Raw genomic sequence first — 26,326 nt, 5'->3', positions numbered from 1 at the left:
CGGCCCGACCACGCTTGCTCGCCGCTGCGTCAATGTCCGGCACGGGCTCCAGGGGCGGTCGCGCGCAGGGCACCGGCCAGATCGATGTCAAGGACGTCGCCGGAACCGACGACGAACATCCTACGGTCGGCGCGAATGACGGCCCGCTGCAAGCCGACTGCGGGCAGCGGCAGTGGCGTCGCGCTTCCGAAACCCGAGGAAAGGCGGAGCGCCGGTCCGGCAATACCAACTTGAAGGCTGGGTTCGGCGTTGCCGACCGCAGCCCGCAATTCGGCATACTCGCGCCAGGATGCGGTGTTGATGGGTTCGGTGGACACCAGAGAACCGGTCGGATCGCGCGGATCGAACAGCGTCCACCCCGCGGTGCCGGCGGCCTCCCATCCCAGGCGCAACGTGCCTCCAGGACCGGTTTCCAGCGCGACGGGTTTCGCGGAATCGGGCAGCAGACGCGGCAACGGAAGCGGCCGCTGGGTTTCGTCGGCCAGAGTCACCAAGCTGCCTTTGCCCAGGTAGGCGATCCGGCCATCGGCTTCGGCGACCAATACCGCGGGCGTCGAAGCGCGGGGCAGGTCGGGGAAGGCCGGCAGATACAGCCCCTTGGGCGCGGCGTCGGTCTCAAACGCGACCACCCCCGCCACGGTCGGAACCAGATGTTCGATCCGGCCGTCGGACGTGCGCTGCGGAACCGGCAGGCCGATCGCGATCTCGTCCGTGAAGCGGCCGCCCTTCAGTGTCCGCTGGCCACTGCGCTGGCGCCGGTCGAGGGCATGGATGTGAAGACCGCCGGCCTCCTGCTCATACCGCCAAAGTCCGTCCGATCCGAGGTCGTCACGGCACGCCGCGGTCTGGGCCGTAACCGCAAGCCCGCTGTCCAGCAACGCCGCCCGTCCCTGGCCGAGGTCCAGGCAAAGCCGCGGGTCGCCGTCCTCGTTCCGCGCAACCGTCAGCCGGCGAACCCCCCGGTGGTCGATGCGGTCGTTCGCGGGGCGCGCCGTGGCTTGCAGGCTGATCCCGCCGCCGCCCGCACGGAACCAACCCACGCCCTCGGTCAGCAACTCCAGTGTTCCCGGAACGAAGGTGCGGATTTGGGACAGGCTGTCGAAGCCGAAGCGGCCACCGGCAAGATGGGCCGGCTCGTTGCGGAAGGTGCCGGTGAGCTGGCCGGGCCGCCCTCCCGAATGCCCCGTCAGCTTCCAAGACCAAATGCCGCCGCTGGCGCTGCTTGGTACGAGGTCGCGCTCGGCGAAAGGGTCGGTGCCGGCTGGCCGGAACACTGCCTGATCGACCCGGGGGTCGAGCCGACCGCGGTGAACGCCGCGCGTGTCGGCGTTGCAGCGGACCCATGTCTCACCGTCCGCGCCGGTTTCCAGGTCCGTGACGCGGCAGTTTCCCGCCGGTTCGCGTAGGATGGTGAGACGGTCGGGATCCACCTGGAAGGCACCGTCCGGCGCGCGATCCAGTGTGGCGAAGCCGCCGGCGGTCGCCGCCCACAGTTGGCCGTTCACCAGGGTCAGCCGCTCGATCACGTCGAGAGCGATGCGGTTGTCCTTCCAGGCAAGCTCCTCCCAGGCGCCGCCGATGCGGCGGTGCTGGAACTGCAGGCCGCCGCGGCGGTCCTGGACGAGGCGCAGGCGTTCGCGGTCCAGCGGCATGCCCTGTCCGGCGCGCATCCTGACCGCAGCCTTCGCGGCGTCGCCGGCCAAGGGCTGCCAAACTCCGGAGTCGTAGCGCCTCACATCGGGGGTTCCGATCCAATAAAGCCCGGCGGGAACGTCCAACCCCGGTTCGCGCACCGGACGCTCCAGGCAGTACAGTTCGGCATCGCGGGCGGGCAGCGCCGCCGTGCGCAGCGGGCGGTTCAGGTCCACGCCGCCACCGTCCTGCACGGTGACCGGCCCGCTGTCCCACAGCAGGGCCGCCCGTCCGTTGCAAGTCGCCATGTCGGTGATGCGGTCATGCGGAAAGCGTCCGCCTTGGATGACGGCCGGCAGGCCCAGCCCCTGGCCGGTGCCGTCCCGGTATTCGCCCCTCATCGTCCCGGCCGCGTCGCGCAGCCATTGCCACCAGGGCGTCGTGGCCCGGCGGGTGAGGTCAGCGAGATCGGGCGTGGCGCAGTCGGCATAGCCCCGTCCGTCGAAGACCAGGCAGCGCCCGGGGGAACGCACCGCCAGCACTCCAGGCCGGGTTGCGGGTTCGCCCATCCGCTGCACCGGCGCCGGGGGAGCGGTTCCGCTGGCCCGCAGGTCGACCAGCCGGGTGATGGAGTCGAAACCCGTGCTGCCCGCGTCCGCGTGTTCTTCCAACCCGGCGTCCGTTCCCACGAACAGGCGCCCGTCCTGGACGTGAATGCCGGTGACGCGGTCGAAGGGAAAGCCGTTGTCCAGCGCAAGCGGCACCCAGTTCCCACCACCGGACGGGGAGTCCAGCCGCAGCTCCACAAGGGCCCGTCCGTCGCGCAGCGCCGCCCGAAGCCGTGGGTGATCGATCAAGGTGCGGTGTAGGAACGGATTGTCGACGTCCGCCACCGGCACGAACCGCCCGCCGGAGCTGTCCCAACGGTGAAGCCCATCGCGGCCACGGGCCAGAAGGTCACGGGCCGTGGGCTTCGGCCGCATCGGTTGAAGGCTGTCCACGTCGATGCCCGGAGCCTGGTGGCGCGCACCGCGCCCGGCCACGGCATCGCGAGACCCGATGGCGAGACCGGACGCATCGACGACCATGAGCCGCCCGCCATCGAAGGCGGCCGCTCGCAGTTGATCGTCCAGGAACGACACCGGAGACCCCGCAGCCAAACCGACGCCGGCGACGGTGACGCCCTGGGGCGTGACGCGCCATTGCCAGGGTTGGCTGGTCGGCACGTCGCGCGAAGCCACGGCGTCTAAGGTGCTCGGCTGCCATGTCCCGCCGGACCGGCGGAGCCAGCGTCCACCGTCCGACAGGAACAGGTCGCCTCCGTCCCGCCCGACGATTGTCCCGGATACCGGCAACTGGCCCGACCAGCCCGGATCGGCGTTTGCCAGACGGTCGACGCGCAGGATGCCGGCGTCGGTCTGCACCTGCAGGGTACCGTCGGCCAGCGCAACGGCCTGCCGCCGGTCCCAGGCGAAGCCGTTTCCGCCCGCGGGCAGCGCCCGTCCGACGATCTTCATGTCGACCGATACGGAGGCTTTGCGCAGCCTTTCGGTCCACACCGCGTCGTCGATGGCCACCGTATGGCGGTCGTCGTCGGGGGTCGCGGCGCCGCCGGAATAGGTCACCCCGCCGGACTCGAACAGGAACCGACCATGCGCTGCGGCCACCGGGGCTGGCAGATCCTGTGGATCGAACAGGACATTCGGGCCGTCCAGTTTCAGGGCCGGGCCGGGAAAGCTCCAGATGCCGAACCGGCTGGCGACCCGCAGGGTGCCGCCGACATCGGCCACCGCAACGCCTGGGGCAGCGAAGATGAACTGGCCGTCACGAATGAACTGTTCCGACGTCAGGGCCGCCGTCGTCCTGGTTCCGGCAATCTGGAAACGGCGTGCCGGGCGGTCCCACTTCAGCCAGCCTGCGTCGAGCGGCCGCACCAAGTCCGGCTGCCGCCTTACGAGCAGGCTGAAATCCTGCCAATCCCCACCCGCCCTTTTGATCCGCATGGACGCACCCGACGCCTCGAACCCTACCGCGGGAGCGATGGATGGAACGCCGTCGGGACGCGGCGCCACGAGGGAGCGCCATTGCGCCCAGGCGTCGGGCGCCGCGGCCGCGGGTGCGGGCAAGCGGTCCTTACGCGATTTTGCCGGTTCGAGCCGGTTGTCGCGCATCCGCGTGTCCAGGGTTTCACCGTCCGCCAGCCGGACGGTCAGCCGTGTGGGAAGATCGTCATCGACCGCTGTGACTACGGCGGAGTCAGTCAGCGGAAGCGTCACGTCGGCGACCAGGCACGCGTCGCCATCGGCGCTGACGGCGGCTTTTCCAGCGGGAATCTGAGCTTGCGGCGGGGCCTCGACCGGAGGTGCTGCGGCGGAAGCCTGAGGCGGCGGACAGGTGCCGCGCACCAGCCGGGTCAACCCGTCCGGGACCCTCACCCACCAGACGTCGCGGCGCGGTGTTGTGACGATGGCGCTGACCGCCGCCAGATCGATGTCGGGCGCCAGGGGCGGCCCGACGTCGGGGGGGCCGGCGTTCAGCGCCCGCGGGCGCCGGTCGCTGCCGACCAGGGCCGGTATGCCATCGGGGACCAGGGTCAGGACCTGCGCATTGACCCCGTCCGCCAAGCCGAAAATGGCCGCGACGCTGCGGAGGCGTTCCCGCTCGAACACCACCGACGGTCCCTTCAGCCAGATGCGGCGGTCGCGGTCGAGCAGCAGGGCGTCCACCGCGGTGGCCTGCTTGCGGGCAGCGCCATCCCGGTTGAGCGTCACCACTGTGCCGTTCCGGTCGCGCAGCCACAGCAGGTTCTCTTCGCGGAGAGCATCCGAGGTCGTGCCCAGCGCGGTCAGCTCGGGCGGAAGCGGCCGCTCGCGGCGCTGGATACGGTCGTACAGGAGGCGCCCGGCGCCGGTTTCGAACAGCACCAGGTTCCCGATCTCATAGGCCGCCCTGACCGTCCCCGGGTCGAGCGGGAGGGCCGCCGGAGCCAGTTCGCTGCAGTTTCCGCCAATGGGGCAGGCCAGGACGGCGCCGTCGTTGCGCAACCGGAGAATCCGGCCGTTGTCGGCGACCAGCGTCGGCTCGCCCGGCACGGGAACGACACGGTCGAACACGGCATCGGCGGGAACGGCGTCGCCGCTGCTGGCCGGCAGTGGGCCTTTGGCCACCCACCAAGCCTGCCCGCCCGCTTCCTCCACCACCAACCGGTCGCCGCGCTTGGCCAGCACCCGTGACCGGTCGGTCACCGGAAACAGGATGTCGGGTGCGAAGCGGCGCTGGCCCGGATCGAAGCGCTTCAGCCGGTCATCGAGCAGAAACGTCCAGAATCCGCCGTCCGACACCACGTCCACGATGGCTGAACCGGGCTGGACGAAGGGTGGTGCGCGCAAAGTCTGGATTTCCTGCATCGAAACCGTGCCGGCTTGGGCGTCCCACGAACCGGCGAAGGACCGGCCGTCCTCCGTTCTCGCGGTGAGGGCCTGACCGGCTCCATCCGGTTCGACGTTCAGGTCGACGAGGCCGCGCAGAGGGGCGTTGGCCGCTCGCAATTGGACCCGTGTCCAGGAGTGGTCGGCGATGCGGTACAGAGCGAGGCCGTCCGGCACGCCGAAAGCCAGCCGTTCTCCCATCCGGAAAACGCGCAGGATCTGGTCGGTTGGCGGCGCCGCGCGGGGCGAAGCCAGGACCGGCGTCACGTTGCCGTCCTTCCAGGCCAGCACCGCACCGTCGCCGGCCAGCCACGCCGCCGCACCGGAAGCCTCGTCGACGCTGATGCTGCTGACCTCGAACCAGCGGTCGGGAAGGGGGACGGCGTCCGTCGCGCAGCTTCCCGGCCGCAGGATTTCGGATGGTGCGAGGAACTGGACATGCGCTGGGCGCTGGCCGGCGACGAGGGCGACGTGGTTCCCCAAACGGTGAAGGCTGGTGGGCGTCTTCGACGGAGACCGTACGGGATACCAGCTTCGCGCCGACTCGCTGTACAGGCGCAACCCGTCGTCGGTGAGGATCAGAAGCCAACCGTCGCCGAGCGCCCGCGCGTCGACGATCCGCTGCGCGCGGCCCCCGGCATTCGCCGTGCGGAACAGGCAACGGTCCTTGCCGGTGTCCAGAGGGGCCTGGGGGTCATGGATGCGAAGGTAACGCCCGCCATTCTGTTCCCTCACCGTCAGGATCGCGCCGGAACCGCTGGACACCGACAGGACGCGGCCATCATTGGCCCCGATGGGCCGTTCACCGACCGCCAAGCGACCCTCGGACAGGGTGAGCGGTTCGCCGTTCAGCAGATCGACGATCCCGACGGGACCGTTGCCCGGCACGTTCCAGCGCCGGGTGACGCTTCTGGCAGCGAGATCGTATTGCTCCACGCCGCCGCGGCCCGCGAGATGCAGCAGGGTGGCGCTCTGCCATGCATCGCTCAGCACGCCCGTGTTCAGGGTCACCCGTTCCCGGCCGATGAGGACGCGCCCATCGGGCAGGCCGAGCCGCTCCTTTCCCGTGTGCAGCAGCAAATTCTGTCCGTTGGCCGCGATCCCGCGGATGTCGCCGCCGTCGAGCTTGACCGCGTCCCAATCTGACCATTGACGCTTGGCGTGGTCATAAGTCCGGATTCCGGTTTCGGTGGCGATCACGGTCGATCCACCGATGTCCACGACGTCGCGCAGCCGGAGTCGGTCGAGCGCCGGCTGTGCGGCCCCGGTCAGCGGTTCGTCCTTGCCAATTCCCAACTTGCGCAGGCTGCCCTGGCCGTCGATGACCGCCAATGACCCCCCGGTCCAGGAGCGGGCCTGACGGACCGGGCCAGGAACGGTGGGTGTCGTGCCGGCGGCGGTGCCGCTGCCGGAGGCTGCGGTGGCCAAGTCGAAGGCCGTCCCGGCCATGCCGTTGCCCTGCGGCACCAACCCATAGAGTTGTGTGCCCACCATCACCGTTTTCGTCTGCCCATCGGTCAACCAGGGGGGCAGGGCGCCCGGATCGATGTCGGTGTAGCTGCGCTGGCGCACGTCGTGGAGCAGCGCCTTGCGCGGCCCGGTCAGCAGAACACGGTCGCCGGTGACGAAGGCGGCGGTGAAGCGCTTGGGATCGGTTGTCGTGCCCCCGCGAACGAACAGGGCCTTCGGCTCTCCCGCCGACGGCAGTGAATACACGTCTCCATCGTCGGTCAGCGCCGCGGGTTCGCGCTCGAGACCGACGATCTGCCTGACCTGCTTTCCGGGAAGATCCCAGCGGCGATCCAGCCTCCCGCCCAGGACCCTGGCCGCTCCACCGCTGTATCCGTACAGGATCGCGCCCCGCTCGCGCGCCGCCGTCCGGACGGGGCGATCGTCGAGGCGTGTCCAGTTGCGCGCATCCGGATCGTAGGCGAAAACCCCCTTCTGGCCGGCGACGACGAGGACTTTGCCATGCAGATCGGCGAAGAACAGACCGGCTGCGTCCAGTTCGGGGTAGCGGTTGCGCTCGTCCATGAGGAACTCGGGACCGGCGCCGGGCCGCCGCAGCGCCGACACGCGCAGGCAACCGTCGCCCCCGGTGTCGCAGGCGCGCTTTTCAAGAACCAGCAGCCGCCGGTCCGCATCGACCAGAAGGTCGGCGACCGCGCCGTCCAGCGACGCGGGCCGTTCGGCGTTCGGCTCCTCGGCGTCCGGGCTGAGAAGGACCAGCCCTCCCGGTCCTCCGACGGCGAAGCGCCCGTGCCACCAGACCGCCCGTTCGATGCGGCCGTTCGGCATCGCGTTCTGCGCGGCGCCAAGCGCTGTCCAGCGCCGCTCCTTCAGATCGTAAAGCCCGCCGCCTTGGGCCTTGGTGCCCAGGAAGAGCCAGCGCCCATCATCGGAAAGGGCCGCGGCGGTCAGCGACTCGCCGTCCACCGGCTTCCCATCATTGCCGATGAAGGCGCTGTCGCCGATCAGCGTCCGCCACGTCCCCTCATGCCGGCGGACCAGGGCGCCGCGTTCGCCGAGGCCCCACAAGGGAGCCGGATCGGCACAGGCCGATCGGGCGGCGGGATCGCCGCCGCAACCGGCCCGCATCTGCACCAGATCGCTTTGCAGGGCGGGGGCATCCTTCGACGGCGTCTCGCGCGACCATAGACCGGTGCCGGGATCGAACCGATGCACCGACCCGCCGGACTGGCTGATGCTCAACACCCCTTCGTCGCCGTGCCAAGCGGCGGCGAGCAGCTTCTGTTCAGGAAGGTCGCGGCGCAGATTGTCCAGCAGCCGCTCATCGCGGACCGGAGCCACAACAGGCGGGTCCAGCCAGCCGAGACGCCGTGCCGCCTCCATTCCCCCATAGACGGTGAGGCCGAGCGAACCGGTCACCACCGCCGCGACGGTCAGGAACACGGCGTCGGCGCGGCTTCTCAGCGGAAGGCGGCGCGCTGCGGTCGTGGCATCCTGCACGCGGGCGCGCCTCCAAGCCTGAAAGAGGGGCAGGAAAGGGCGTTCGGTCATCGGGTCGTCTCCGGGATGCCCGCGGTCCAGGCAAGGCGGTGCATCGGCTCGTTCAGGTGCTCGCGGTCGGCGGGGTCAGCCAGGGAGTCGCCATCCAGGACGATGGATTGCGCCGCCCCGATAACCTGCGCCGCCATGCGCCAGTGCGGTAGGTCCGGAGCCTCGGCGAGCCAGATGTCGGCGAAATGCCGTGCCGGTGACGGCAAGCCGAGGGTGCGGGCAAAATCCAGGCCCGACAGGCTGTCCAGCGTGGCTTGAGCAAGGTCGGGTGCCTCGGCCTCCCGCGCGACGGAAAGCGCGATCCACAGGGCCAGACGGCCGGAAGCCGGCAGGGAAGCCTCGGGCACCGGCGCATCATTGCCATGACCGCGGAGGCGACGCTCCGCCGCTGCCCGGATGCCGTTCAAGCGGTTGCACCGCTCCATGACCGCCGCCGCCACGGGCCTGAGCAGGTCCGCCTCCGCGGACCGTCCCATGGCGATGCGGGCCGTCAGCGCCCGCACCAGAATGCCCGCCTCTCCGGCCAGGGCGGCGGGAGCGAACGGATCTTCGGCCGGCTGGTCCGCGTAAGTCGCGAGATGGGCTTCCAGCACCGCTGCCAAATTGCCGACGGCAGCACGGACGGGTGGCGCGGCCATGCCGCCGCTCGACGACTCGCTGCCCGATGCCCAACGGCTTTCCGGAGCGCTTGCCGCAACGTCGATGCGCAGGATGGTTTCCAAAAGATCCGCCGAAACGCTCATCCGGACGGCGTCACCGTCACCGCCGCCGCACCGCAGGCGCCATGCGGCGGACAGCCGGGCCAGCGCGGCCAGCCGCGTGACGAGCGTGCCGGTGGGCGGACCATTCTCCGCCCCGTCGATGACGTCGAGCAGATCGGCGCGCTCCTCCTCCAGCACCTGTTCAAGATGCTGGGCGCGGAAGCGGGTGCGCGCGAAAACCGCGTGCCAGCGGTCAAGGATTTTCCGTCCGGTCGGGCTGGCCAGCGCGAACCGGGTGGCTTTCATGTGTGCTGCGCGGAGCAACGGCCTGCCGGACAGGTACCCGGCCAGCGCGATCCCCAGAAGCAGCGCGGCCACCGTCCACGGCACCAGCGACAGGGGGAGCCATGCCGTCCACAGATGTCCCTTCAGAGGCAGATACGCCGCGTCGTGCAGCCAGTAGACGACGTAGCCGGGACCGTCGAAGGAAAACCAGCGCGCCCGCGTTCCATAGGCCAGCGCCCCGAGCATTCCGCCGATGAACGCGACCAGACACCAGCGGCGGGCCAGCCGGCCGGAAAGGGCCGGGTCCTTGGCGGGCCTGAGCGGGCGCAGGTAGCGGGAGGCCGGAGCCGGTGCGGAGAGGGGCGCATCGCTCATGGCGTCCCCTTGGCCTTGCCGCCGAAGAGTTCACCCGCGTACGTCTGAGCGGTGTGGAAGGCATTGCCGATGTCCTGGCGATAGACGGTTGCCGCCATGCCGATTCCCAACAGCAGGGCTGTCACGAGGATCGTCACGATGTGCACTCGGATCCAAAGCACGGCGATGACGAACCGCAACTGGATCATCGGCCACGACCATCGAATGCGCCGGGCAACATGGTGCACGGCGACGCGCTCCGCCTCCAGCCTCTCGTGCGCCTTCACCAGACGCTGACGAATGGTGCGGATTGCATCGGACCACTGGCTGAAATCGGCAATCAGGGCGTCGCTCATTTCCACGCCCTCCGTCCGTTGGGTGCGGGCGCGGTTTGCGTTGTCGGACAGTTGGTGGCCGGCGCTCCGCATCACCTCGTCATGGCGGGCCGTGGCGGCGCGAAAGCCAAGCCGTTGCATGTCTGTCATTGGCCGCTCCGAATTTCGTCAAGGGTGGCGCAAAGCCGCCGGTAGGTTCCCTTGAGCCGGGCGATGCGCTCGTTCACGGAATTCTCCAGTGTCGCGAGCGTCGCGTCGGAGCTTTCGATCACGTCCACCACGCTCTGCTGCAACCGCTCGCGCTCCTCGACGAAGCTCTTCCGGTCGTTGAAAAGGGTGGTCCTGGCGGCCTCCACCGTGTGCATGCGTTGCTTCAGGTCGGCCACGGCGGCGTCGATGACCTCCAGGTCCTGGTGAAGGCGGTCGAGCGTTTCCGCAGCGGCCAGCGCGCGCGACGCGGTTTCTCCCGCCTCCTCCGCCAGCAGGTTGAGCAGTTCTTCAAGCTGGCCGCCGATGTGGCGTTCGGCGCGCCGGGCCGCGGCTTCGAACGCGCCGAGAGCGTGCTCCTCGTCCGCGGTGACCCGGTCGGCGAGGGCGGCCCGTCCGGCCCGGTCGGCGAGGTCCGTGATGAAGCTCTCGACGTCCAGTCGGTGGCGGAGTTCCAGGTTGCGGTTCAGCCAGCCGATGCGCTGGCGGACCGGCACGAAGGCGGCGATGTCGAGAACCTCGACCACCACCGCTCCTTGGGAGTCGTGACGAAAGAGGTAGATGGGATCGGCGGGAATGGCCTGGGCGCCGCGCTCGCCGTGGAACCAGCCGGATAGGGTGTTTCGCAAATAGGAATCAATGTCCGCCTGATCCCAACTGTGCAACGGGGGGAACAGCGCGGCCCGTTCCGGCACGAAGACGAGGCTGCGGGGACGGGCGCTGTCGTAGAAGCGGGCGAAAAACGGATCGACGCGGAACAGCATCGGCCCGGCTTCCAACCGGTCGCGCCAGAAGGGTTCGGGCAAGGGGGACGTGGGCGCCGTCTCGTCCGGCGCGGCGAGCAGGTAATGGACCCCGTCGTCCGCACCCGTCGCCTGAAACGCGTAGCGGATGCGCCCGTCGTCGAGGTCCTTCAGGGGAAAGCGGCGCAGGGCGTCCGCCAAGGCCGGCAGATCACGGTCGGCGAAGCGCATCAGCACGGGCTGCGGGCGGGCCAGCCCCGACAGGTAGGCGGCCAGTTCCGTGAAATAGGCGATCTTCTCTTGAACCCGCAGCAGGTCGGTTTCCGCCCCCGGACCCGGATAATCGTCGCGCAGTTCCAGTTCATAACCGACTAACGGCTCGGCATTCCGAATTCGTTCGGCGAGGGCGTCGACCATTCCTTCGGACGCCGCGAGGTCGTGCACACGCACGATGTCGCGCTTGCCGTCCGCGGTTCCGGCCCCCGGCCACAGCGCGGTCTTGTCCCGGTAGCGCAAGCGGTTGAGCGGATAGAGATCGAAACGGCGCCCGTCACCGTCCTCGGTGACGGTCAGCGCCAAGACCGGGCCGCGTTCGCCACCCGCGCCTAGGTCGGCAAGGGCTGTGCACACCTGCAGGAAAGGTTTGAGAGCCTTGGCGTCCGGCGGGTTGTCCGGAGGCAGGAAGACGACGCGCCCGTCGGTGGAAAACCCCTCCAGCACCGGCGTGGCGGCCAGATAGCCGCTGGCCCGCAGTCCCTGGAAGGAGGAGACGCGCGCCTCATCGTCGCGCACATGAAACAGAAAAAGCCCGCCTTCCCGGCCATCCGCCGGCTGGGCCGCGGTGATGCGCACGGCGGTGGCATGGGCATTCAACCGGTCGAACACGCCCCAGGCGGTTTCCTCGTCCGTGGCCGGCACGAGGATGAGAGCCTCGCCCGGTATCACCTCCGCAGGATCGCCGCCACGGCGCCAGCCGCTCTCCAAGAGCAGCCGGGGGGCCGCTTCGAAGGCGTCCACGAGCCCATCTCCGTCGGGATCGAGGTGCGCCTCCTCATCGTCGGCCTGGCCGGCCAGGACAGCCGCGACCGCGCCGCGCAGTGCCTCGAACAGTTCCTCGCGCTGCTTTCGCCGTGCCGGTGTGCCGGTCTGCACGAAAGGATCGGGGATCACGATGCGGGCGTAGCCGTCCCCGTCGAAGCGGATGCGCAGGCGGGCGGTGCGCGCCGCTTCCGCCCGTAGGGCGAGAGGCCCCAGAACCTGCAACGCCTCCGTAGCGGTCAGCGAGGGCATGAGGAAACAGCGTTCAGCCACCAAGGATGGCCTCCTGAAGATGAGTGAGCCACAGGCCGACCAGACCGCCGGCGATTTGGTTCGGGTCGGCGGCGTCCAATTGATCGGACGGCGCCTGTTCGCCCCGCGCGGCATCGGATGGGGAAACAAGGATCTCCGCCACGCGCCGGAGCGGCCCTTCCGCAAAGGACATCATCCAGCTATCGCGGTCGCCGATCCGTTCGGGAACCCACAGGACGCTTGCCGCCTGCCGCCTGCCGCTCTCCAGCCGCAACGCCTGAGTGGCGGCAAAAACGGCGGACCGGGCTTCGCCATCATCCAGTCCCGAAGCCGGGCGCCGCAGCATGACGATCACGTGGACGAAACCGTAGTCGCTGGGTGTCAGCGGGCGCCCGTTGCCGTCCGGACCCGGCGCGTTCCGGTTCAGCGCGTGCGCCAGCGCGCCCGCCGCCCAGCGGCTGCCCGCCGTCACGCCGTCGGACGCGTGGCTGGTGCCGGGCGGCTCCAGGCCGGGCGGATAGCCGCGGCGCCGGTCCAGCAACCCCGGAAGCCAGTCGAGCGCCCACGTGAACCGAACACGCTCCGCGGGTGTCAGGCTCACCCCGCCACCGGGAAGCGGCAGCCCCGGCGGCAGCCCGGCGAACCCGCAGGCCAGACCGCCCAGCCGGTCCCCATCCAGCCAGGCGAAATCGCTGCGCGGCAATCCAGCGTCCTGCAACAGCGGGGCGATGCGGGCCATGGTGTCGATCCAGCTCACCTTCGCCAACCGCCCCGCGCTGTCGCGGCTGCCCGACGGCATCGCCCCGACCAGCAGGACGTCGCGGCGGTTCTGCCGTCGCGGCGGGCGATGCCGCACCATGAATCCGCTGTTCACCAGACGGTCGAGCAGGATCAGTGGATGGTTGGTGAATTCGCTGGTCACCATGTCATTGATGTCGTCCATGGTCCGCGTCGTGCGGATGCCGGCCACGCCACCTTCGCGCGGGCGCACGCCGCTGGTTTGCAGAGCGGCGCGCTGCGGGCGCCGGCTGTGCGCTGGTGGACGGACCATTGGGCCGAGCGCCGGATCGAGCCGCAGCAGCAGCGCCACGGTTTCCGCGTCCGCGTCGGGCAGGGGCTCGGCAGTGGCCCCCGTTCCCAGCCGGCGCGACAGCGCCGCCAGATCGGTGCCGCGATGATTCCAGAACAGGGGCGGCGGATTGGACCCGAGGCCGGTGCACAGGTCGGCGAGCGTGCCTTCCTGTTCGGTTTCGTATTCGGTGAGAAGCTGCGCGCCGTTCCGCGGGGACTCGTGCCCGTCGCCGCCGAACAGGCAGCATCGCCCCATCCGGTCCTGTGCCGCCGCCACCAGCGGCAGGGCGACACGGTCGAGCAGCGCGAAGGGGACGGACGCCGGAAGGATCACCCCCGGCGCCGATGATGTCCAGGCGCCGTCGCGCTCCGTGTCGGGAAGGAGCCCGCCGATGAGCCGCTCCACGGCCGCGGTCCAATCGGCAAGGCCGTTCCGGTGCGCGCTGAGCGGCCGAGAGGCAGGGCGCCCGTCGCGCAACAAGGTCTGCGCCAGCCGGGCGGCCGGGCGCGGCGCAATTCCCACATGACGGTCATGGAGGTGGCGGACCACGGCGCGCATGAGGGCTGCCGCCTGGGGTGGCAGATCCGCCGATGCGGCGTTCAGGGCCGGCTGCCAGATCCGGGGGGCGAAGACGGTCACCTGCACCGCTGTCACTCCATCGGAAACGGCAGTTTTTCGAGCTTCTGCACCACCATGGGATCGATGCCGTCCAGGAAATACGTCCAGAACAGCGCCAGCTCCGGACGGCCGATGGACGGGGCCTTGCCCGCGGTCTGGCCTTCCTGGACGGCGCGGAGCATGCGGTGGACCGTCATGATGTAGCTGAGCTTGACCAGACGCCGGTTCGAGACGGCGCTGGCGTTGTACTGCCGCGCCGTCCGCACGAGATGGGCGAGGTTTCCGAACAGCGCCTTGTTCGCGGGGGGCTTCCCATCTCCTGGTTTGGTGGCGCGGCTGATGTCGGCGCGGAGCTTCTCGACGTTGTCGAGCAGCTGGACAAGGTTTTCGTGCCGGTGCGTGCCGTAGGTTTCCTGCCAGCCACGCTGGATCAGGCCGCCGATGTCGTCCGGCGTATCCTTGACGTTCTCCACCCAACTCCGAAGCACGAAGCGGTCGTACACCGCCCGCAGCTCGCCGCCGCGCGGCACATCGTTGGTCGCCGCGAACATGCAGCGCATCCGCGCCCGGCGGATTTCGCCCCGATCGTGGAACAACCGTTCGTTCATGAACGAAAGGATGGAGTTGAGGATCGCGCTCGACGCGTTGAACACCTCGTCCAGGAAGACGACCTTGGCGTTCTGCATCATCCCCTGCTCCAAGCGGATCATGCCCTTCCCGTCGTGCAGCGCCGCGATATCGTAGTGCCCGAACAGCTCGCCCGGTTCCGTGAAGGGGGTCAGCAGATATTCGAAATAGCCGTCGCTGCGCTTTGCCGGGTCGTCTTCGTCGAAGATGCCGATGGTGCCGCAAAAGGCGCGGATGAGGCGCGATTTGGCCGTTCCGGGCGGCCCGACCAACAGCAGGGGCTCCCCGCAGGCGACCGCCAGGATGAGCGCGCGGATGTGGGTGTCCATCCCGATGAAGCGCGCATTGAGCATCGCCTCAACATGCAGGAGGCTTTTCAACGTGCCTTCATGGGCCTTGATGATGGCGCTGATCGCGTTGGGTTCGAGCATGTCGGCCGCCGATGGGTCAAGTGGGTGGGGAAGAAGCGAGGGGCAGCCAATCCGGACACTGCTGTGTCCAATCGGGATGCGCCAGCGGGTTGGCGCCCTGGCCGCCCACGGCCAGCGGCAGTGAGGCGAGGGCTTGGGATAGCTCCGGCTTTAGCCGGCCGGGCAGGTCCGGGACGTTGCCGAGCAGATGCAGGAGCACCCATTGATCCCAGAATCCCGCCCACCCGCTGGCGCTGAGCGCCATAAGGGACGCCAGACGGTGGACCACCTCCGCACGGCGCGCCCGCGTCCGCGCCGGGCCCAGCATCCACCAGCGCCTTCGCGCCGGGCCGGTCTCGGCGGCAAGGAGAAGCCAGCAGGTTTCCGGAGAGAGCCGCGGTGCGGGCCCCGGTCCGTGATGCATGAGATGTCGTTCCCTCAGGAACGCCAGCACCCGCTTGGCGACGGCGTGGCGGAACGCAAGGTCGTCCCACGCGAGGCTCGCGAGCAGCGCCCAGTTCTCGACGGGCATGTAGACGCCCTTACCCGCCGCCTGCGCGGGACGCTGGCGGAAGGCCGCATGCACGGCGAGGAGTTGCATCGGCGCACCCGGCGGCTTTTTCACGAAGCGAAGCCGTCCCATCAGGCGTGCCCAAATGGCTTGGAGATGTTTTGCCTTGACGCCGGGCGGCTTCATCAGCTGGTCGAGCGCAGCGGGCAGGGGCGCCGACGGTGCCGCGGGCAGGCCGAGCGCCACGTCCAGCGCGGCCAGCACCCTCGCGCGCAGATCGGCTGCCAACGGCAGAAGCGGCGTTCCCGGTCCCGGCAATCCGTGGACGAAGGGGAGGGGGCCGGCATCGGGACCCTGCGGCGTGCCCGAGGGAGCAAGCCGCTTTCTCATGAGCAGGGCTTCGTCCGTCACCGGCCGATCCTCCACAGGGCGATCATGGACACATAGAGGAGGGCCGCGAGCGCGAGCAGCCATGGCCACAGCGGAACGGCCAGCGGAGGCTGCGGCGGCGCCCCGCCAAGCACGGACGGCGGCGGATCGAAGGTTCCCCCGCTGGCCGAGGAAACCGCTCGCAACAGGGTGGCGTTGAGACCGAAGCTCCAGTGCTCGGAACCCGCCGCCGGTCCGCTCGGATCGCGGGTGCCGAGGCGGATGGGAATGCGCTGCTCCCGATCCAGCGCGCCGGGGCCGATTTCGCGCAGCACCAGGATTCCGGAGGCGGCTTGCGCCGTCTCGGGCAGGCGGATGCGGAACTGGCCCCAGGCCGCGGGGTCCTTTTCGCTGCGCAACGGCATATCGCCGGTCGCGGACCCACGCAGGCTCGCGGACAGGTGCTCGACCAGCGGGACCCGGCCGTCATGAACGGTCAGCGAAACCAGCAGTGTCGGGAGCCCCTCGTCCTCGACCAGATCGAAAACGTAGCGGTCGCGCTGCGGCCACGCGACCAGCCGCTCCATCCACGCCTCCACCGCGCCCGCGCCCGGGCCGCGTGCCCAGTGTCCCGGCACGTCGGTGGTGAAGGCCCCCGCCGTCCCCGCCCCGCTGTCCAGGAAGGCCAGCACCGGATCGACGGGGTAGGGCCGCGTGGCGGCAAGTTCCACCCGCTCCCGCGGGAAGGACACCGCGTTGCCGTCGAGCTCGTCCGGCGGGTTGGGCAGCAGGCCGGACTGTGGCATCAGCAGGTCGGGCCGGTAACGTCCGGGCTCGAAGGTCTTGTTCCGCTTCTCCGGGTTGAAGAAGCCGAGGCGCAAGCCGGAGGCTTCACCCTTCCGATTCAGGAAATGGACCTCGCCCAGCTGGAAGATGCCGCGGTTGACCGTGCTGACCGTCTGGTCGATGGCGAAGACGGTGGTCATGCATCCGGGTTGCCGGGCGCTCAGGTTGAATTCGCCGTCGCTGATGAAGAACAGGCCGCATTGCCGCCCGTCTTTGGAGGCGAGGCGTTGCAGCGCGCCGTTCGGATCCGTCCCGCCGCCGCAGGCCAGCGAACCGATGGCGGCATGGGCGCGGCTCTTTCCATCCACCCCCATGACGGCGCCGGGCAGGATGTCCTGGAAACCGCTGGCGAAGGCGGTGATGGTCAGGCTGTCGCGGGCGCGCAACTGGTCCACGATGCGCGCCGCAAGTTCCTGGGCGAGTTGCAGGCGCGTGCCGCACATGGAGCCCGACGTGTCGATCATGATGACGACCTGCCGTCCGGGCGGCTCGATCATCTCCTCGCGCGGCTTGCTGGTCACCGGCAGCAGCGGATCGAGTGCGGTCGCCTCGTAGCCCATGACGACCGTCGGGTCCTCGCCGCGGCCGCGCTGCGGGCCGTTCACCAGAAGAAAGCCGACCCCCTTGTCCCGGACCGCCGCGGCAATGCGTTCCGCCTGTCCGGCGGACAGCCGTTCCGCCGGGACGCCATCGATCACCACCGCGTCCAGGTCGCCGGGATCGAAGGCCGCGCCATCAGCCAGACGCTCGACGCGGTAGGTTTCCGTCGGCAGACCGTCAAGCCAGCGCGCCGGCCCGATCGCCGCGATGCGGACCGGCGCGTCGACCTGCGTGTACAGGCGCCGGCGTTGCGCCGGGCCACCGTCGGCGGGCGCCAGCTCCACATCGACGAACTGCAGGCCACGGCCCGCGAATTCGAGAGGCAGGGTGGCGGTTCCGGTGGCGCCAGGCGGAACGCTGGCGAGCGTCTCGGCGGGGGCAGCCCGGCCGCCGCTCTCGCCGCTGCGCCCTTCGCCGTTGAGCCAGGAGCGCAGGCGGAAGGTCGCCGGCCGGCCGGGCGGGTTGGCGATGACCAGCCGCAGCCGTGTGGGCGACCCGGCGGCAACGCGTGGGGGCAGATGGCTCGCCACCAGCCCGATGCCCGGCGCGGGGCTCGCTGCCGGGATCGTATGCACCGGAATGCCCAGGCGGCCGGCGTCGAGCGCCGCGCCGACGGCGTCCCCGCGCGTTTCCAGCCCGTCGGACACCAGCAGCACGGCCCCGCCACCGCCGGCCGCCTGGACCTGCCGCACCGCCGCCCTGATCCCCGCCGCCAAATCGCTTTGCCCATCCGCCGGTCCCGCCGCTCCGGCGAGACCGGGAAGGGCGCCGGCCAGACCGGCCAGTGGCAGCCGGTGGCGGACTTCCGTGGCTCCGTCCGCCACCATCAGAACACTGGCGGTGTCCAGGGTCTGGCTGTTGCGCGACGCTTCGCCCAGCCGCTCCGCCGTCCGGTGCAAGGTGTTGGAGAGCTGGTCGGGCGTGCGCCGCGCGCTGGCCGATGCATCCACCACGACGGCAATGTGTCGGCCCTCCTGCTCCGTGCCCTGGCTCAGCCAAGGGCCGGTCGAGGCGACGGCGAGGAACCATCCCGCCAGCGCGGTCAGAAGGGGAATGGCCACCGCCCGCCAGATCCGCAGGCTGCGTCGGGCTCGCCAGGACTGGAAAGTGGAGCCGACAAGCGCGATTCCGGCGCACCACAGCGCCAGCACGCCGCCCCAGCCGCCGCCGTCGCAGCCGAATCCGGGTACCAGGACGAGGTCGGGGACAAAGCAGTTCATGCCGTCCTCCAGCGAACGGCGGCGTGAACCCGCTCCACCGCGAACAGCAAGGCGGCGGTCAGAACCAGCCATGGCCACACCGGCTCCGGCGCCGTGCCGGCGGGCCGCGGTGCGAGGTCGTCCAGGGTGCCGTGGGATCGCGGCTCGCCGCCCGTATAGCCTTCGCCGGATGGGGCGTCGATCGCCGTTCCGTCCGGCGACAGCCACCGCCCCGGAACCGCCACCGGCTGGTCCGCCAGAAGCCAGCGCACCGCGTTGAAGAACAGCAGGGTGGACGCGTCGTCAAGCGGGCCGCGTCCCGCCGACGGAAGCCCGGGGATGTAGGCGGTCCGTGGTGCTTCCCGTGCGGCGATCCAGACCCGCCGCGCCGCGTCGGCGGCGACCATGCGGAATCCATCGGGGAGTCGTGCCGCCGACATGCCGGCGTCGTCGAGCACGTCGAAATTCAGCCCCGCCAGCATCGGGTGACGGTCGGCGAAGAGATCCACCCGCGAGGCGCCGCTCCGGTAGCCTGGCCCGACGACGAGGGTCGGCTCGGGTCCGGCTTGCCCAGGGTCGCCCACCACCCGGAGCATGGGCCGTCCGGTGTTGGACGGCCAGCCCAGCCGGTCCGGCAGGCGCCGGTCCGGGAGCCGCCAGTCCACGCTCAGGGTGTTGCCGGTACCGACCTCCAGCTCGACAGCGTCGTCTCCATCGTAGGCCCCGGAGGGAGATAATGCGATACGGTAGGTTCCCGGGCGATCCGGTTCGAAAGCGACCCGCCAGGGGCCGTAAGGCGACCAGGCGGCGCGGCGTTCCGCAACGGGCCGTCCATCCGGGCCGTACACCACCGCACGGGCGTCTCCGGGGCGGGCGCCCCAGGCGGTGATGGCCGCCACCACCTCCCGCACGGCGCCGGTGAAGGGGTCGCGCTGCACCTCAAGCCCATCGATCCCGATGTTGTCGACCGGTTGGCCCACGTCGATCCAGACCAGGGACCGGTCGGTGTCCGCTGGCACCGCCGGTACGGGACGGTCCGTCACCACCACCACATGGGTGATCGGACAGCCTTCCGGTGGCGGTGCCGACAGGGCGCCCATTGCGGCGGACAGATCGGTGCCCGCCGCCCGGGGGCGCAGCCCGGCCATCGCCGCGCGCGCCGCGTCCGCGGTGCCGCTGCCCAGCCACTCGACCCGCCGCAGGTCGAAGGAGGACAGGCGGAAGCACGGCGCCTCCCCGGCCGCCTGGACGGACACTCGGTCGATCGCCCGCTCCACCGCGGCGCGCGCCAGATCGAAGCGCATCCCGCCTCCCTGACGCGTCGTCATGCTGTGGGATGTGTCGATCAGCAGCCAGACGCCCAGCCGCGCGCCCCCCACGCCGGCCACCCGCCACGCCTCCAGCAACGCGGCGGCCAGAAGCAGGCCCACCACGGCCACCTGAAGCCAGAACGACAGCGAGCGCAGCGGCAGGGCGGGCGACCAGCGCCGCCTGGCGGCGGTCGGCTCCGGCAAGTCCATTAGAAAGCGGGCGGAGGAGACCTCGACCTTTCGGAACAGCGGCCGGCTCATGTAGACGGCGACGAGTGCCGCGAGTGCCGCGGCGATGCCGGCGATGGCCGTGATCATGCGCGCCTCGCGAACAGACGGGCCAGCACCGGTTCAGCAAAGAACCGCTCCGCGAAGAAGGAGGCTCCGCGGTCGGCCATTGGTTCGGCCGGCCAGCGCCACAGGACATGGTCGAGCCCGCCAAGCCGTACCGGCTCCCAAAGGCTTTTGGTGTGGGCGGCCAACCGGCGTTCCACGGCATCGGCCTGGGCGTCGTCGATGTCGCGGCGCAGGGGGCTGGCAGCCAGCCCCGGCCCGTCAACCAGCGTCGGGCCTTGGAGAAGAGCGCGCTCCGCCGGCCAACTGTCCAGCTCGACCAGGATGACCCAGCGTGATCCCTCCTGCGCTCGTGCCAGCAGGTCCCGCCAGCGCCCCTCGGCGTCCTCGAAATAGAAATCCGACACGACGATCCACACCGACGTCGGCGGCAGGCGGCGGTGCAGGGCTTCGCCGTCGAAGGCGTCCCCCGCCGTGACGGCGGAGCAGGCCAGAAAGTCGACGGCGCGGGGCGGAAGGTGCCGTCCGACGAACTCTTCCAGGCTCTGGCCATTCCCGAACAGCCGATGCAGCAGGACCCGGTCGCCCGAGGCCAGGGCCACGGAAGCGATGGCGTGGGCGAGCCACAGCGCCATGTCCAGCTTGCGGCCCTGTGCTGGCAGCCACATGGTGTCCCGCGTGTCCACCGACACCGCGATGGTCAGGCGCTGCTCGGCCGCGTAGGTGCGCACCAGCGGATCGGCCTGCGGCCCCAACCGCGCCGTGGCGCGCCAGTCGATGTGGCGGAAATCGTCGCCGGGCAGGTAGCGACGGTGTTCCCGAAACTCCAGGCTCTGCCCCTGCTTGCGCCGCAGATGCCCCCCAACCTGACCGGCCGGCAGGCGGCGTTTGGTCGCCAGCCGGTAGGCGTCGAGCTGTGCCGGGTCGAGAGGGAAGGGCGGAGGGGCGGCCATGGCGTCAGCGGTCGGGCAGGACGGCGCCGTGGGCGCGCAGGGACTGGCGGACGAGATCGCGGTATCCGGCCTCGGCCGGCGCGGTGCGCAGCACCAGATCCGCGAGGAGGGCGTCGTGGCGGTTGTCCCGCCCGAGCGGCGCTTCGCGGTAGCGCTTCTTTGCGTCCTCCTCGAAACGGCGTTCCCAGTCGAACACCAGCTTCAGACGGTGGCGCAGCACCGGCAGGGCGATGTGTGCCAGGGCGGCGCCCGCCTGGTCGGCACCGCCCAGGAACAACCCGGCCCAGCCCTTCGCGCCCAGCATGAGCGCCGTCGCGGCGCGGGGGCCGGCGCCGTATTCGATGTACCGGCGGCTCCACTCGTCCAACTCCTCCGCGGCACGGCGTTCCAGTCCGGCGGCTCCGGCGGCTGCCCCACGGTTGGTCGCCAACACGATGTTGACGATGTGGTCGCAGACCACCGGAGGCGGGTCCAGCGCCCGGATCGCGCGCCTGATGCGGTCGAAGCGGGTCAGGGCTTCGTCCTCGTTCCCGGTGGTCTTGGCGGATTCGCCGCCAGCCTTCGCCGCGGGCAGGCCGGCATCCTTGCGGACGATCTGCGACAGCACCGCCGCCGAAGGGAACGGCATGCGGATCTTGAACATGAAGCGGTCCGCCTGTGCTTCCGGCAGATCGAACACGCCTTCCTGGTCGATCGGGTTCTGCGTTGCCAGCACCATGAAGGGCGGGCGCAACATCCCCGACCGGCCGCCGTAGCTCACCGATGTTTCGGGCGTCAGGCTGTGGGTTTCGCCGAGCACGGTGACTTGGCGCTCGGCCATGGCCTCCAGCATCGCCGATTGGGTCTTCGGCGTTGCGCGGTTGATCTCGTCGGCGAGCAGCAGCCAGCGGAACACCGGCCCGGGCTGGAAGGCGAAATGCGCCATGTCGCCGTTCACCGGCATCTTGGTGCCGGTGATATCTGCCGGCATCAGATCGGGGGTGAACTGAATTCGGCCCCAGCGCTCGTCGCCGAAGCCCAGGCTGGCGCACAGCGTCTTGACGAGCTGCGTCTTGCCCAGACCGGGGTTTCCTTCCAGGAGCACATGTCCGCCCCCGTACAGCGCGACGATCAGCAGGCGGACCACATCGTCCAGCCCGTACATGCTGCGCCCGACGCCGTCGAGCACCGCCTTGACATAGTCGAGATCGTTCCGGTGCAGCGCCGGACTGCCCTGGCCGTCCATGGATTTACCGTGCTCCTTCCATGATGTGGCCGACCCACGCCGGCAAGGGCTGCTCCGTTCGCAGCCGGGATGGACCGTTGTTTCGCGGCAACGCACCGGCCGCGGGCGCCGGCCCGTCCGCACGCGCCGATGCGGAAGCGCCGCCCCGCAGCGCCGGCAGGTCGATCGTGACGGTTGGCGTGGCCGCCGCGCCGGGCGGCGGAACGGCCAACGGGTCGAAGCGCTGGAGTGGCGGCATGGGTTCCGCGTCGGTCACACGCTCTTGCCCGAATCCCGGGAGCCGGACCGTCATGTCGCCCGTGCTGGAGCCCCCCTGTGCGACATGCCCTTCGGCGGGAGCGATCCCCGGCTTTGATGAAGCGCTGCTCTGCACATGACCGTCCGAGGCTTTTCCACTTCCGGCACCGCCGTTCTGGGCGCCGGATCCGGTTCCGGTCGGGTTGGCATCCTTCGCACCGGAGCCGGCGTTTCCGGCACGGCCGGGCGTCGCCTGGGCGCCTGGGTTCCGGACACCCGAGCCTTGCCCGCCCGGTGTCTGCCCACCCGTGTTCAGGGAAGTGGCGCTTTGATTGCCGGAGGATCGGTCATCGGACTTGCCCCTATCCGGCGGGGATGCGGTTTGCCGGGCGTTGCCGGACGCGCCTCGTTCAGGAGCGCCGCCGTTCGATGCGCTGTTTCCGGGCTGGCCTTTCTGGGCGCCGTCGTCTGCTTTTGAACCCTCTCCGGAGCGTCCGGTCCCGCCTGCGCCCTGGACTCCGGCCTGGGGCTGTGCGGCACCATTGGCCGGTAGCCCGTTTCCTTGCCCTCCGCCACTCTGGGTGCCGGCATTCTGTCCGGAACCGCTTTGTGAGGACGAGCCGCCACCCTGTGGCGTCGGTGCGCCGGTGTTCGGAGAGCCCGCCGCTCCTTGGCCGCTGCTTCCCTGGGTGCTTCCTTGCGCTGCCGTTCCGGCTCCCCCGGCGTTCGCGTTTCCAGTCTGGCCCTGCGGCGTGGCGCCGATTCCCTGTCCGGTGGGGTTGCCAGGGGGATTGCCACCGCCACCTTGGTCGCCGGTCCGGCTTTGCGCCCCAGTGGCGCCGCTCTGGTCGGACTGACCGCCGCCTCCAGCGCCGTGGCCCTGCGCTTGGCCGCCTCCTCCCTGGGAACCGTTGCCGTTGGCCGCGTTGCCGCCACCGGCGCGCCCGCTTCCGCCTGTTCCTTGGCCGTTCTCAGTCCCATTACCGTTCTGAGATTGCGCTTCCTTAGCCTGACCGCCGCTCCCCCGGCTTTGGGGAGCGGCGTTCCCGCCATTCGCTGCGCCGTCGGGCTCGGTCCCGGACTGCCCTGCTCCATCGCCGCGGTTCGATTCGCCTTGGACGCTTGAACCGCTCGCCGCGTCCTGTCCGGAAGAAGGGGAGGGCGGCTGGTCGTGCTCCGAGGCGGTCGGCGACTTGGCGTCCTCCATTGCGGGTGTTCCCGCATCCGGCAATGGCGCTAAGCGGATCAGCCAGCCCGTGCCCGGAAAGCCGACGAGCAGCAGCAGTCCCACGATCGGCAGCATTCCGGCCAAGAGTTTCAGCGTTCCTGCGGCACGCCAGCGTATGTCGCCGAACACCCATTCCGCTCCGACGGACAGATCCGCAGGCCATGCTCCTGGCCCATCTTGGAAGCCGCGGCTCGCGGCGCCGACCAGCCGGCCGAGGCGTGTCGGGCCACGGTCGACCTTGCCCATGTCCCATTCCATGGCCGCCGTATGGCGGTGTGCCGCCACAAGGCCCTGCGCCGCCTGATCAGCCCACGGTCCGGTTGGCCAGCGCGGCTTCGCCACCCAGTCGAGAAGCGCAACGCAGGCCGGTGGTCCCCCGACGATACCGGACAGGGCATAGGCGCCCACTCCCGACGCGAGGGCGACGAAGGCCAGCACCGGTTCGAGGGGGCCGGCAAAGCGCAGAAGCGTCAGCGCCAACGTCAGTGGCATCAGCGCCCAGGTCGCGCCCGCGGCGGCAAAGCCGATTTTTTGAGCGTGGCCGAACCGGAGCAGGCCCCGGGCGGGACTCCCGGCGCGACGGTGCCAGAGGCGGCGAGCCTGCCAAAAGGACAGCGCGGCGGTCAGCCCCGCCAGGGTTGCCGAAGCCCAGCCGACAACCAAAACCATCCGGCCCCAACTCCCAACGGCGGCCGGGAAAACAGCTGCCAAGTAGGCAGCAGAGATGCCGGCAGCTACGGCTCCAACAAAACGCGCTTGCCCGAACCAGCCGGTGAAATGGACACTGTGCCGGAGCAGCCTCATAAGGCGTGGCTGATTCATAGCATACAAATGGAAAATAAGAATTCGGTTCACGTGTTGCACAGTTCAGCCTACGAACAGCCAGCCTTTTGGTCTTCCATTGGTATTCTCTTAATTCGAGAGGAGATTAAGAGAGAAAACAAGGAATAGGCAACGCTATACGCTACCAGCTGATATCTTTTGAATAAATGAATACCGCGGTATGTTGAGCTGTAAGGGGTTGAATGGGTTCGCTGGCATTGTTACACAAACGAAACTGATGCACAGAAAGCCCCAGGTTCCGCGTATTGCAGCGTGTCAAAAGAGGCAATAGCCCGCTTCAACCCCTCCGGTGATCAAGTGATGCGGATGGAGTTCGGGTATCCGAGATCGAGCATGGAGCTCGAAGGCGCGACTTCGGTGGCTTACGCCGCGTCGGAGTGGAGGTGCAGGCCGGCGCCGAGGACGCCCTTCCAGCGTTCTCTTCGGCTCGCCGCGCGGGCTCTCTTGTTGGAGCCGTCGGCCCGTTGTCACGCCATCCGACTCGTCGCAGCGATCAATTGGATGTGACGGTCGCGTCGGGTTGTTGCACTGTTCGCCTCCTCGATGAGGAGGGCGTCGCTACGGAGCCGCGCAACGACCGCAGCATCGAAACGGCGTTCGATTCGCTGACCCCCGTCCGGGTGATCCTGGTCGCCTGCCCCAGAAAGGCCGGCGGGGCGGAAACCGTCTGGATCGACATGCTGATAAACAGGCAGGAGCAACCGGTGCTCATGCTCGCGACGGGAGCCCTTTGACGACCGAGCCAGGGTGGCGGGCAATCAGCTTACCACATGGAAACCCGAAGTTCTGCCGGTGTCCGTCGGTACGCCACAGCCCAACGGGGCTGGTGAAGCGGAGGCTTGGCCTTGCGCGCGATTCGTTGGTGCTCTAATCATCCGTCGTCATCATTGGCACACGAATGCATGTCTTGCGAGGAAACACGTCCTTGCCCGGCCATGGCGTGGCGCCACGCCCTGAGCTCGTGCTCCCGGATGGTCATCCATGAATGTCGCCTCTGCCTGCGCCGATTTCCTCGCCTATTGCCGGGTCGCTAAGAACCTGTCGGCGCACAGCCTGCGCGCCTACGCCATCGACCTGAAGGAGTTCGAGCGCTTTGCCGCTCCCGGCATCTCCGTCGCTGCCATCGATCGTCAGCTGCTGCGCCGCTACCTCAGCCACTTGTTCGAGACCCGCGGCCTGAAGGAGACCAGCGTGAAGCGTCGCATCGCCTGCCTGAAGGTGATGTTCCGCTGGCTGGAGTTGGACGAGGTCATTCCGATCAGTCCCTTTCACCGCTTGGACGCGCGCATCCGTTTGCCCAAGCGCCTACCGCGCAACCTGACCGACGACGAGGTGCGCCGGCTGTGCCGCACCGCCCTGGACCGCGTCGGCCTGTCGGGCCGCATTACCGAGGCCAAGGCGCTGCGGATTGCCAAGCGCGCCGACCCCAATGCCTTCACCGCGCTGGTCGTGCTGGAGGTGCTGCTGTGCACGGGTCTGCGCGTCGGTGAACTGGTGAGCATCCGCGTGCCAGACATCGACCTGATCGAGCGCGTCATCACCATCATGGGCAAGGGCAGCCGGCAGCGTCGCGTCTTCCTGCCCGATGACGAAACGGCGGCCCTGGTGTCAGCCTACCGCACGGCCACCGCGGCACGGCGCGGCGCGCATGACGGGTTCGTGATAACGGCCTCCGGCGCCCCCGGTACGACGCAGTTCGTCCGGTCCCTCCTGCGCGAAACGGCGGTGGACGCGGGGATCGTCCGCCGGATCACCCCGCACATGCTGCGCCATACGGCGGCGACGCGCCTGCTGGAAAACGGCCTGGACATCCGTCTCGTCCAGAGGCTGCTCGGCCACCAGAGTATATCAACCACAGAGATCTATACTGCGGTCACTGATACGAGCCTGAAGGCGGCGATCGGCCGGGCCGCCGCCCGCATGAAAGGAGGTGGATAACTAATAATTCTCGAACCCTAGCCGACGAACTGGGTTTTCGTAACCGCGAG

Annotated in this window: 13 protein-coding genes; 2 read left to right on the top strand and 11 right to left on the bottom strand. The window is 69.6% G+C overall.

The window, feature by feature from the left end; all coding sequences use genetic code 11:
- Positions 1 to 29: 29 nt before the first annotated feature.
- The 11 genes from DXK32_RS16430 to DXK32_RS32190 all read right to left on the bottom strand — a co-directional run bounded on the left by DXK32_RS16430 (position 30) and on the right by DXK32_RS32190 (position 24,164).
- Positions 30 to 8,081 (bottom strand): hypothetical protein, encoded by an 8,052-nt coding sequence (locus DXK32_RS16430; RefSeq protein ID WP_162801207.1) that lies wholly within the window; start codon positions 8,079 to 8,081, stop codon positions 30 to 32.
- The gene (locus DXK32_RS16425; protein WP_114859500.1) at positions 8,078 to 9,442 is read right to left on the bottom strand and encodes a hypothetical protein; all 1,365 of its coding nucleotides are present in this window, start codon (positions 9,440 to 9,442) and stop codon (positions 8,078 to 8,080) included. The genes DXK32_RS16430 and DXK32_RS16425 overlap by 4 nt, the downstream gene beginning before the upstream one ends.
- A complete protein-coding gene (locus tag DXK32_RS16420) occupies positions 9,439 to 9,906 on the bottom strand; it encodes a hypothetical protein (protein WP_114859499.1) in 468 nt (155 codons plus the stop codon). The genes DXK32_RS16425 and DXK32_RS16420 overlap by 4 nt, the downstream gene beginning before the upstream one ends.
- Entirely contained in the window at positions 9,903 to 12,146 is a 2,244-nt protein-coding gene (locus DXK32_RS16415; RefSeq protein ID WP_162801206.1) for a hypothetical protein, read from the bottom strand. The genes DXK32_RS16420 and DXK32_RS16415 overlap by 4 nt, the downstream gene beginning before the upstream one ends.
- Positions 12,147 to 13,718: 1,572 nt before the next feature.
- Positions 13,719 to 14,744: an AAA family ATPase gene (locus tag DXK32_RS16405; RefSeq protein ID WP_114859496.1), complete on the bottom strand. Its 1,026-nt coding sequence runs from the start codon at positions 14,742 to 14,744 to the stop codon at positions 13,719 to 13,721.
- Between the two features lie 16 nt (positions 14,745 to 14,760).
- Positions 14,761 to 15,645 carry a hypothetical protein gene (locus DXK32_RS16400; protein ID WP_114859495.1) on the bottom strand — a complete coding sequence of 295 codons (885 nt, stop codon included), beginning with the start codon at positions 15,643 to 15,645 and terminating at the stop codon, positions 14,761 to 14,763.
- The gene (locus DXK32_RS16395) at positions 15,642 to 18,269 is read right to left on the bottom strand and encodes a vWA domain-containing protein (RefSeq protein WP_162801205.1); all 2,628 of its coding nucleotides are present in this window, start codon (positions 18,267 to 18,269) and stop codon (positions 15,642 to 15,644) included. The genes DXK32_RS16400 and DXK32_RS16395 overlap by 4 nt, the downstream gene beginning before the upstream one ends.
- Positions 18,266 to 19,876, bottom strand: a complete 1,611-nt coding sequence (locus DXK32_RS32195) for a VWA domain-containing protein (protein ID WP_162801204.1) — start codon at positions 19,874 to 19,876, stop codon at positions 18,266 to 18,268. Before DXK32_RS32195 ends, DXK32_RS16395 begins: the two co-directional genes overlap by 4 nt.
- Positions 19,873 to 20,805: a DUF58 domain-containing protein gene (locus DXK32_RS16385; RefSeq protein WP_114859492.1), complete on the bottom strand. Its 933-nt coding sequence runs from the start codon at positions 20,803 to 20,805 to the stop codon at positions 19,873 to 19,875. The genes DXK32_RS32195 and DXK32_RS16385 overlap by 4 nt, the downstream gene beginning before the upstream one ends.
- A 4-nt stretch (positions 20,806 to 20,809) precedes the next feature.
- Positions 20,810 to 22,030 (bottom strand): AAA family ATPase, encoded by a 1,221-nt coding sequence (locus tag DXK32_RS16380; protein ID WP_114859491.1) that lies wholly within the window; start codon positions 22,028 to 22,030, stop codon positions 20,810 to 20,812.
- Positions 22,031 to 22,034: 4 nt separating this feature from the next.
- The gene (locus DXK32_RS32190; RefSeq protein ID WP_162801203.1) at positions 22,035 to 24,164 is read right to left on the bottom strand and encodes a hypothetical protein; all 2,130 of its coding nucleotides are present in this window, start codon (positions 24,162 to 24,164) and stop codon (positions 22,035 to 22,037) included.
- Between the two features lie 557 nt (positions 24,165 to 24,721).
- On the opposite strand from DXK32_RS32190, the gene DXK32_RS16370 reads away from it, so the two are divergent.
- Entirely contained in the window at positions 24,722 to 25,072 is a 351-nt protein-coding gene (locus tag DXK32_RS16370; protein WP_162801202.1) for a hypothetical protein, read from the top strand.
- Between the two features lie 247 nt (positions 25,073 to 25,319).
- Positions 25,320 to 26,276, top strand: coding sequence for a tyrosine-type recombinase/integrase (locus DXK32_RS16365; RefSeq protein ID WP_114859488.1), 957 nt, complete (start codon positions 25,320 to 25,322; stop codon positions 26,274 to 26,276).
- The last annotated feature ends 50 nt before the right edge of the window (positions 26,277 to 26,326 follow it).

This window comes from Azospirillum brasilense (genome assembly GCF_003349955.1).
GTDB classification, from domain to species: domain Bacteria; phylum Pseudomonadota; class Alphaproteobacteria; order Azospirillales; family Azospirillaceae; genus Azospirillum; species Azospirillum brasilense_B.
The sequence above is the reverse complement of the archived record's forward strand: the minus strand, read 5'-3'. Positions and strand labels throughout refer to the sequence as shown.

Bases quoted from the DNA above. Each gene is read 5' to 3' on its own strand.
- DXK32_RS16395 (WP_162801205.1), bottom strand. From the start codon at position 18,269: ATGAACTGCTTTGTCCCCGACCTCGTCCTGGTACCCGGATTCGGCTGC.
- DXK32_RS16405 (WP_114859496.1), bottom strand. From the start codon at position 14,744: ATGCTCGAACCCAACGCGATCAGCGCCATCATCAAGGCCCATGAAGGC.
- DXK32_RS16365 (WP_114859488.1), top strand. From the start codon at position 25,320: ATGAATGTCGCCTCTGCCTGCGCCGATTTCCTCGCCTATTGCCGGGTC.
- DXK32_RS32195 (WP_162801204.1), bottom strand. From the start codon at position 19,876: ATGATCACGGCCATCGCCGGCATCGCCGCGGCACTCGCGGCACTCGTC.
- DXK32_RS16425 (WP_114859500.1), bottom strand. From the start codon at position 9,442: ATGAGCGATGCGCCCCTCTCCGCACCGGCTCCGGCCTCCCGCTACCTG.
- DXK32_RS16385 (WP_114859492.1), bottom strand. From the start codon at position 20,805: ATGGCCGCCCCTCCGCCCTTCCCTCTCGACCCGGCACAGCTCGACGCC.
- DXK32_RS16420 (WP_114859499.1), bottom strand. From the start codon at position 9,906: ATGACAGACATGCAACGGCTTGGCTTTCGCGCCGCCACGGCCCGCCAT.
- DXK32_RS32190 (WP_162801203.1), bottom strand. From the start codon at position 24,164: ATGGTTTTGGTTGTCGGCTGGGCTTCGGCAACCCTGGCGGGGCTGACC.
- DXK32_RS16430 (WP_162801207.1), bottom strand. From the start codon at position 8,081: ATGACCGAACGCCCTTTCCTGCCCCTCTTTCAGGCTTGGAGGCGCGCC.
- DXK32_RS16380 (WP_114859491.1), bottom strand. From the start codon at position 22,030: ATGGACGGCCAGGGCAGTCCGGCGCTGCACCGGAACGATCTCGACTAT.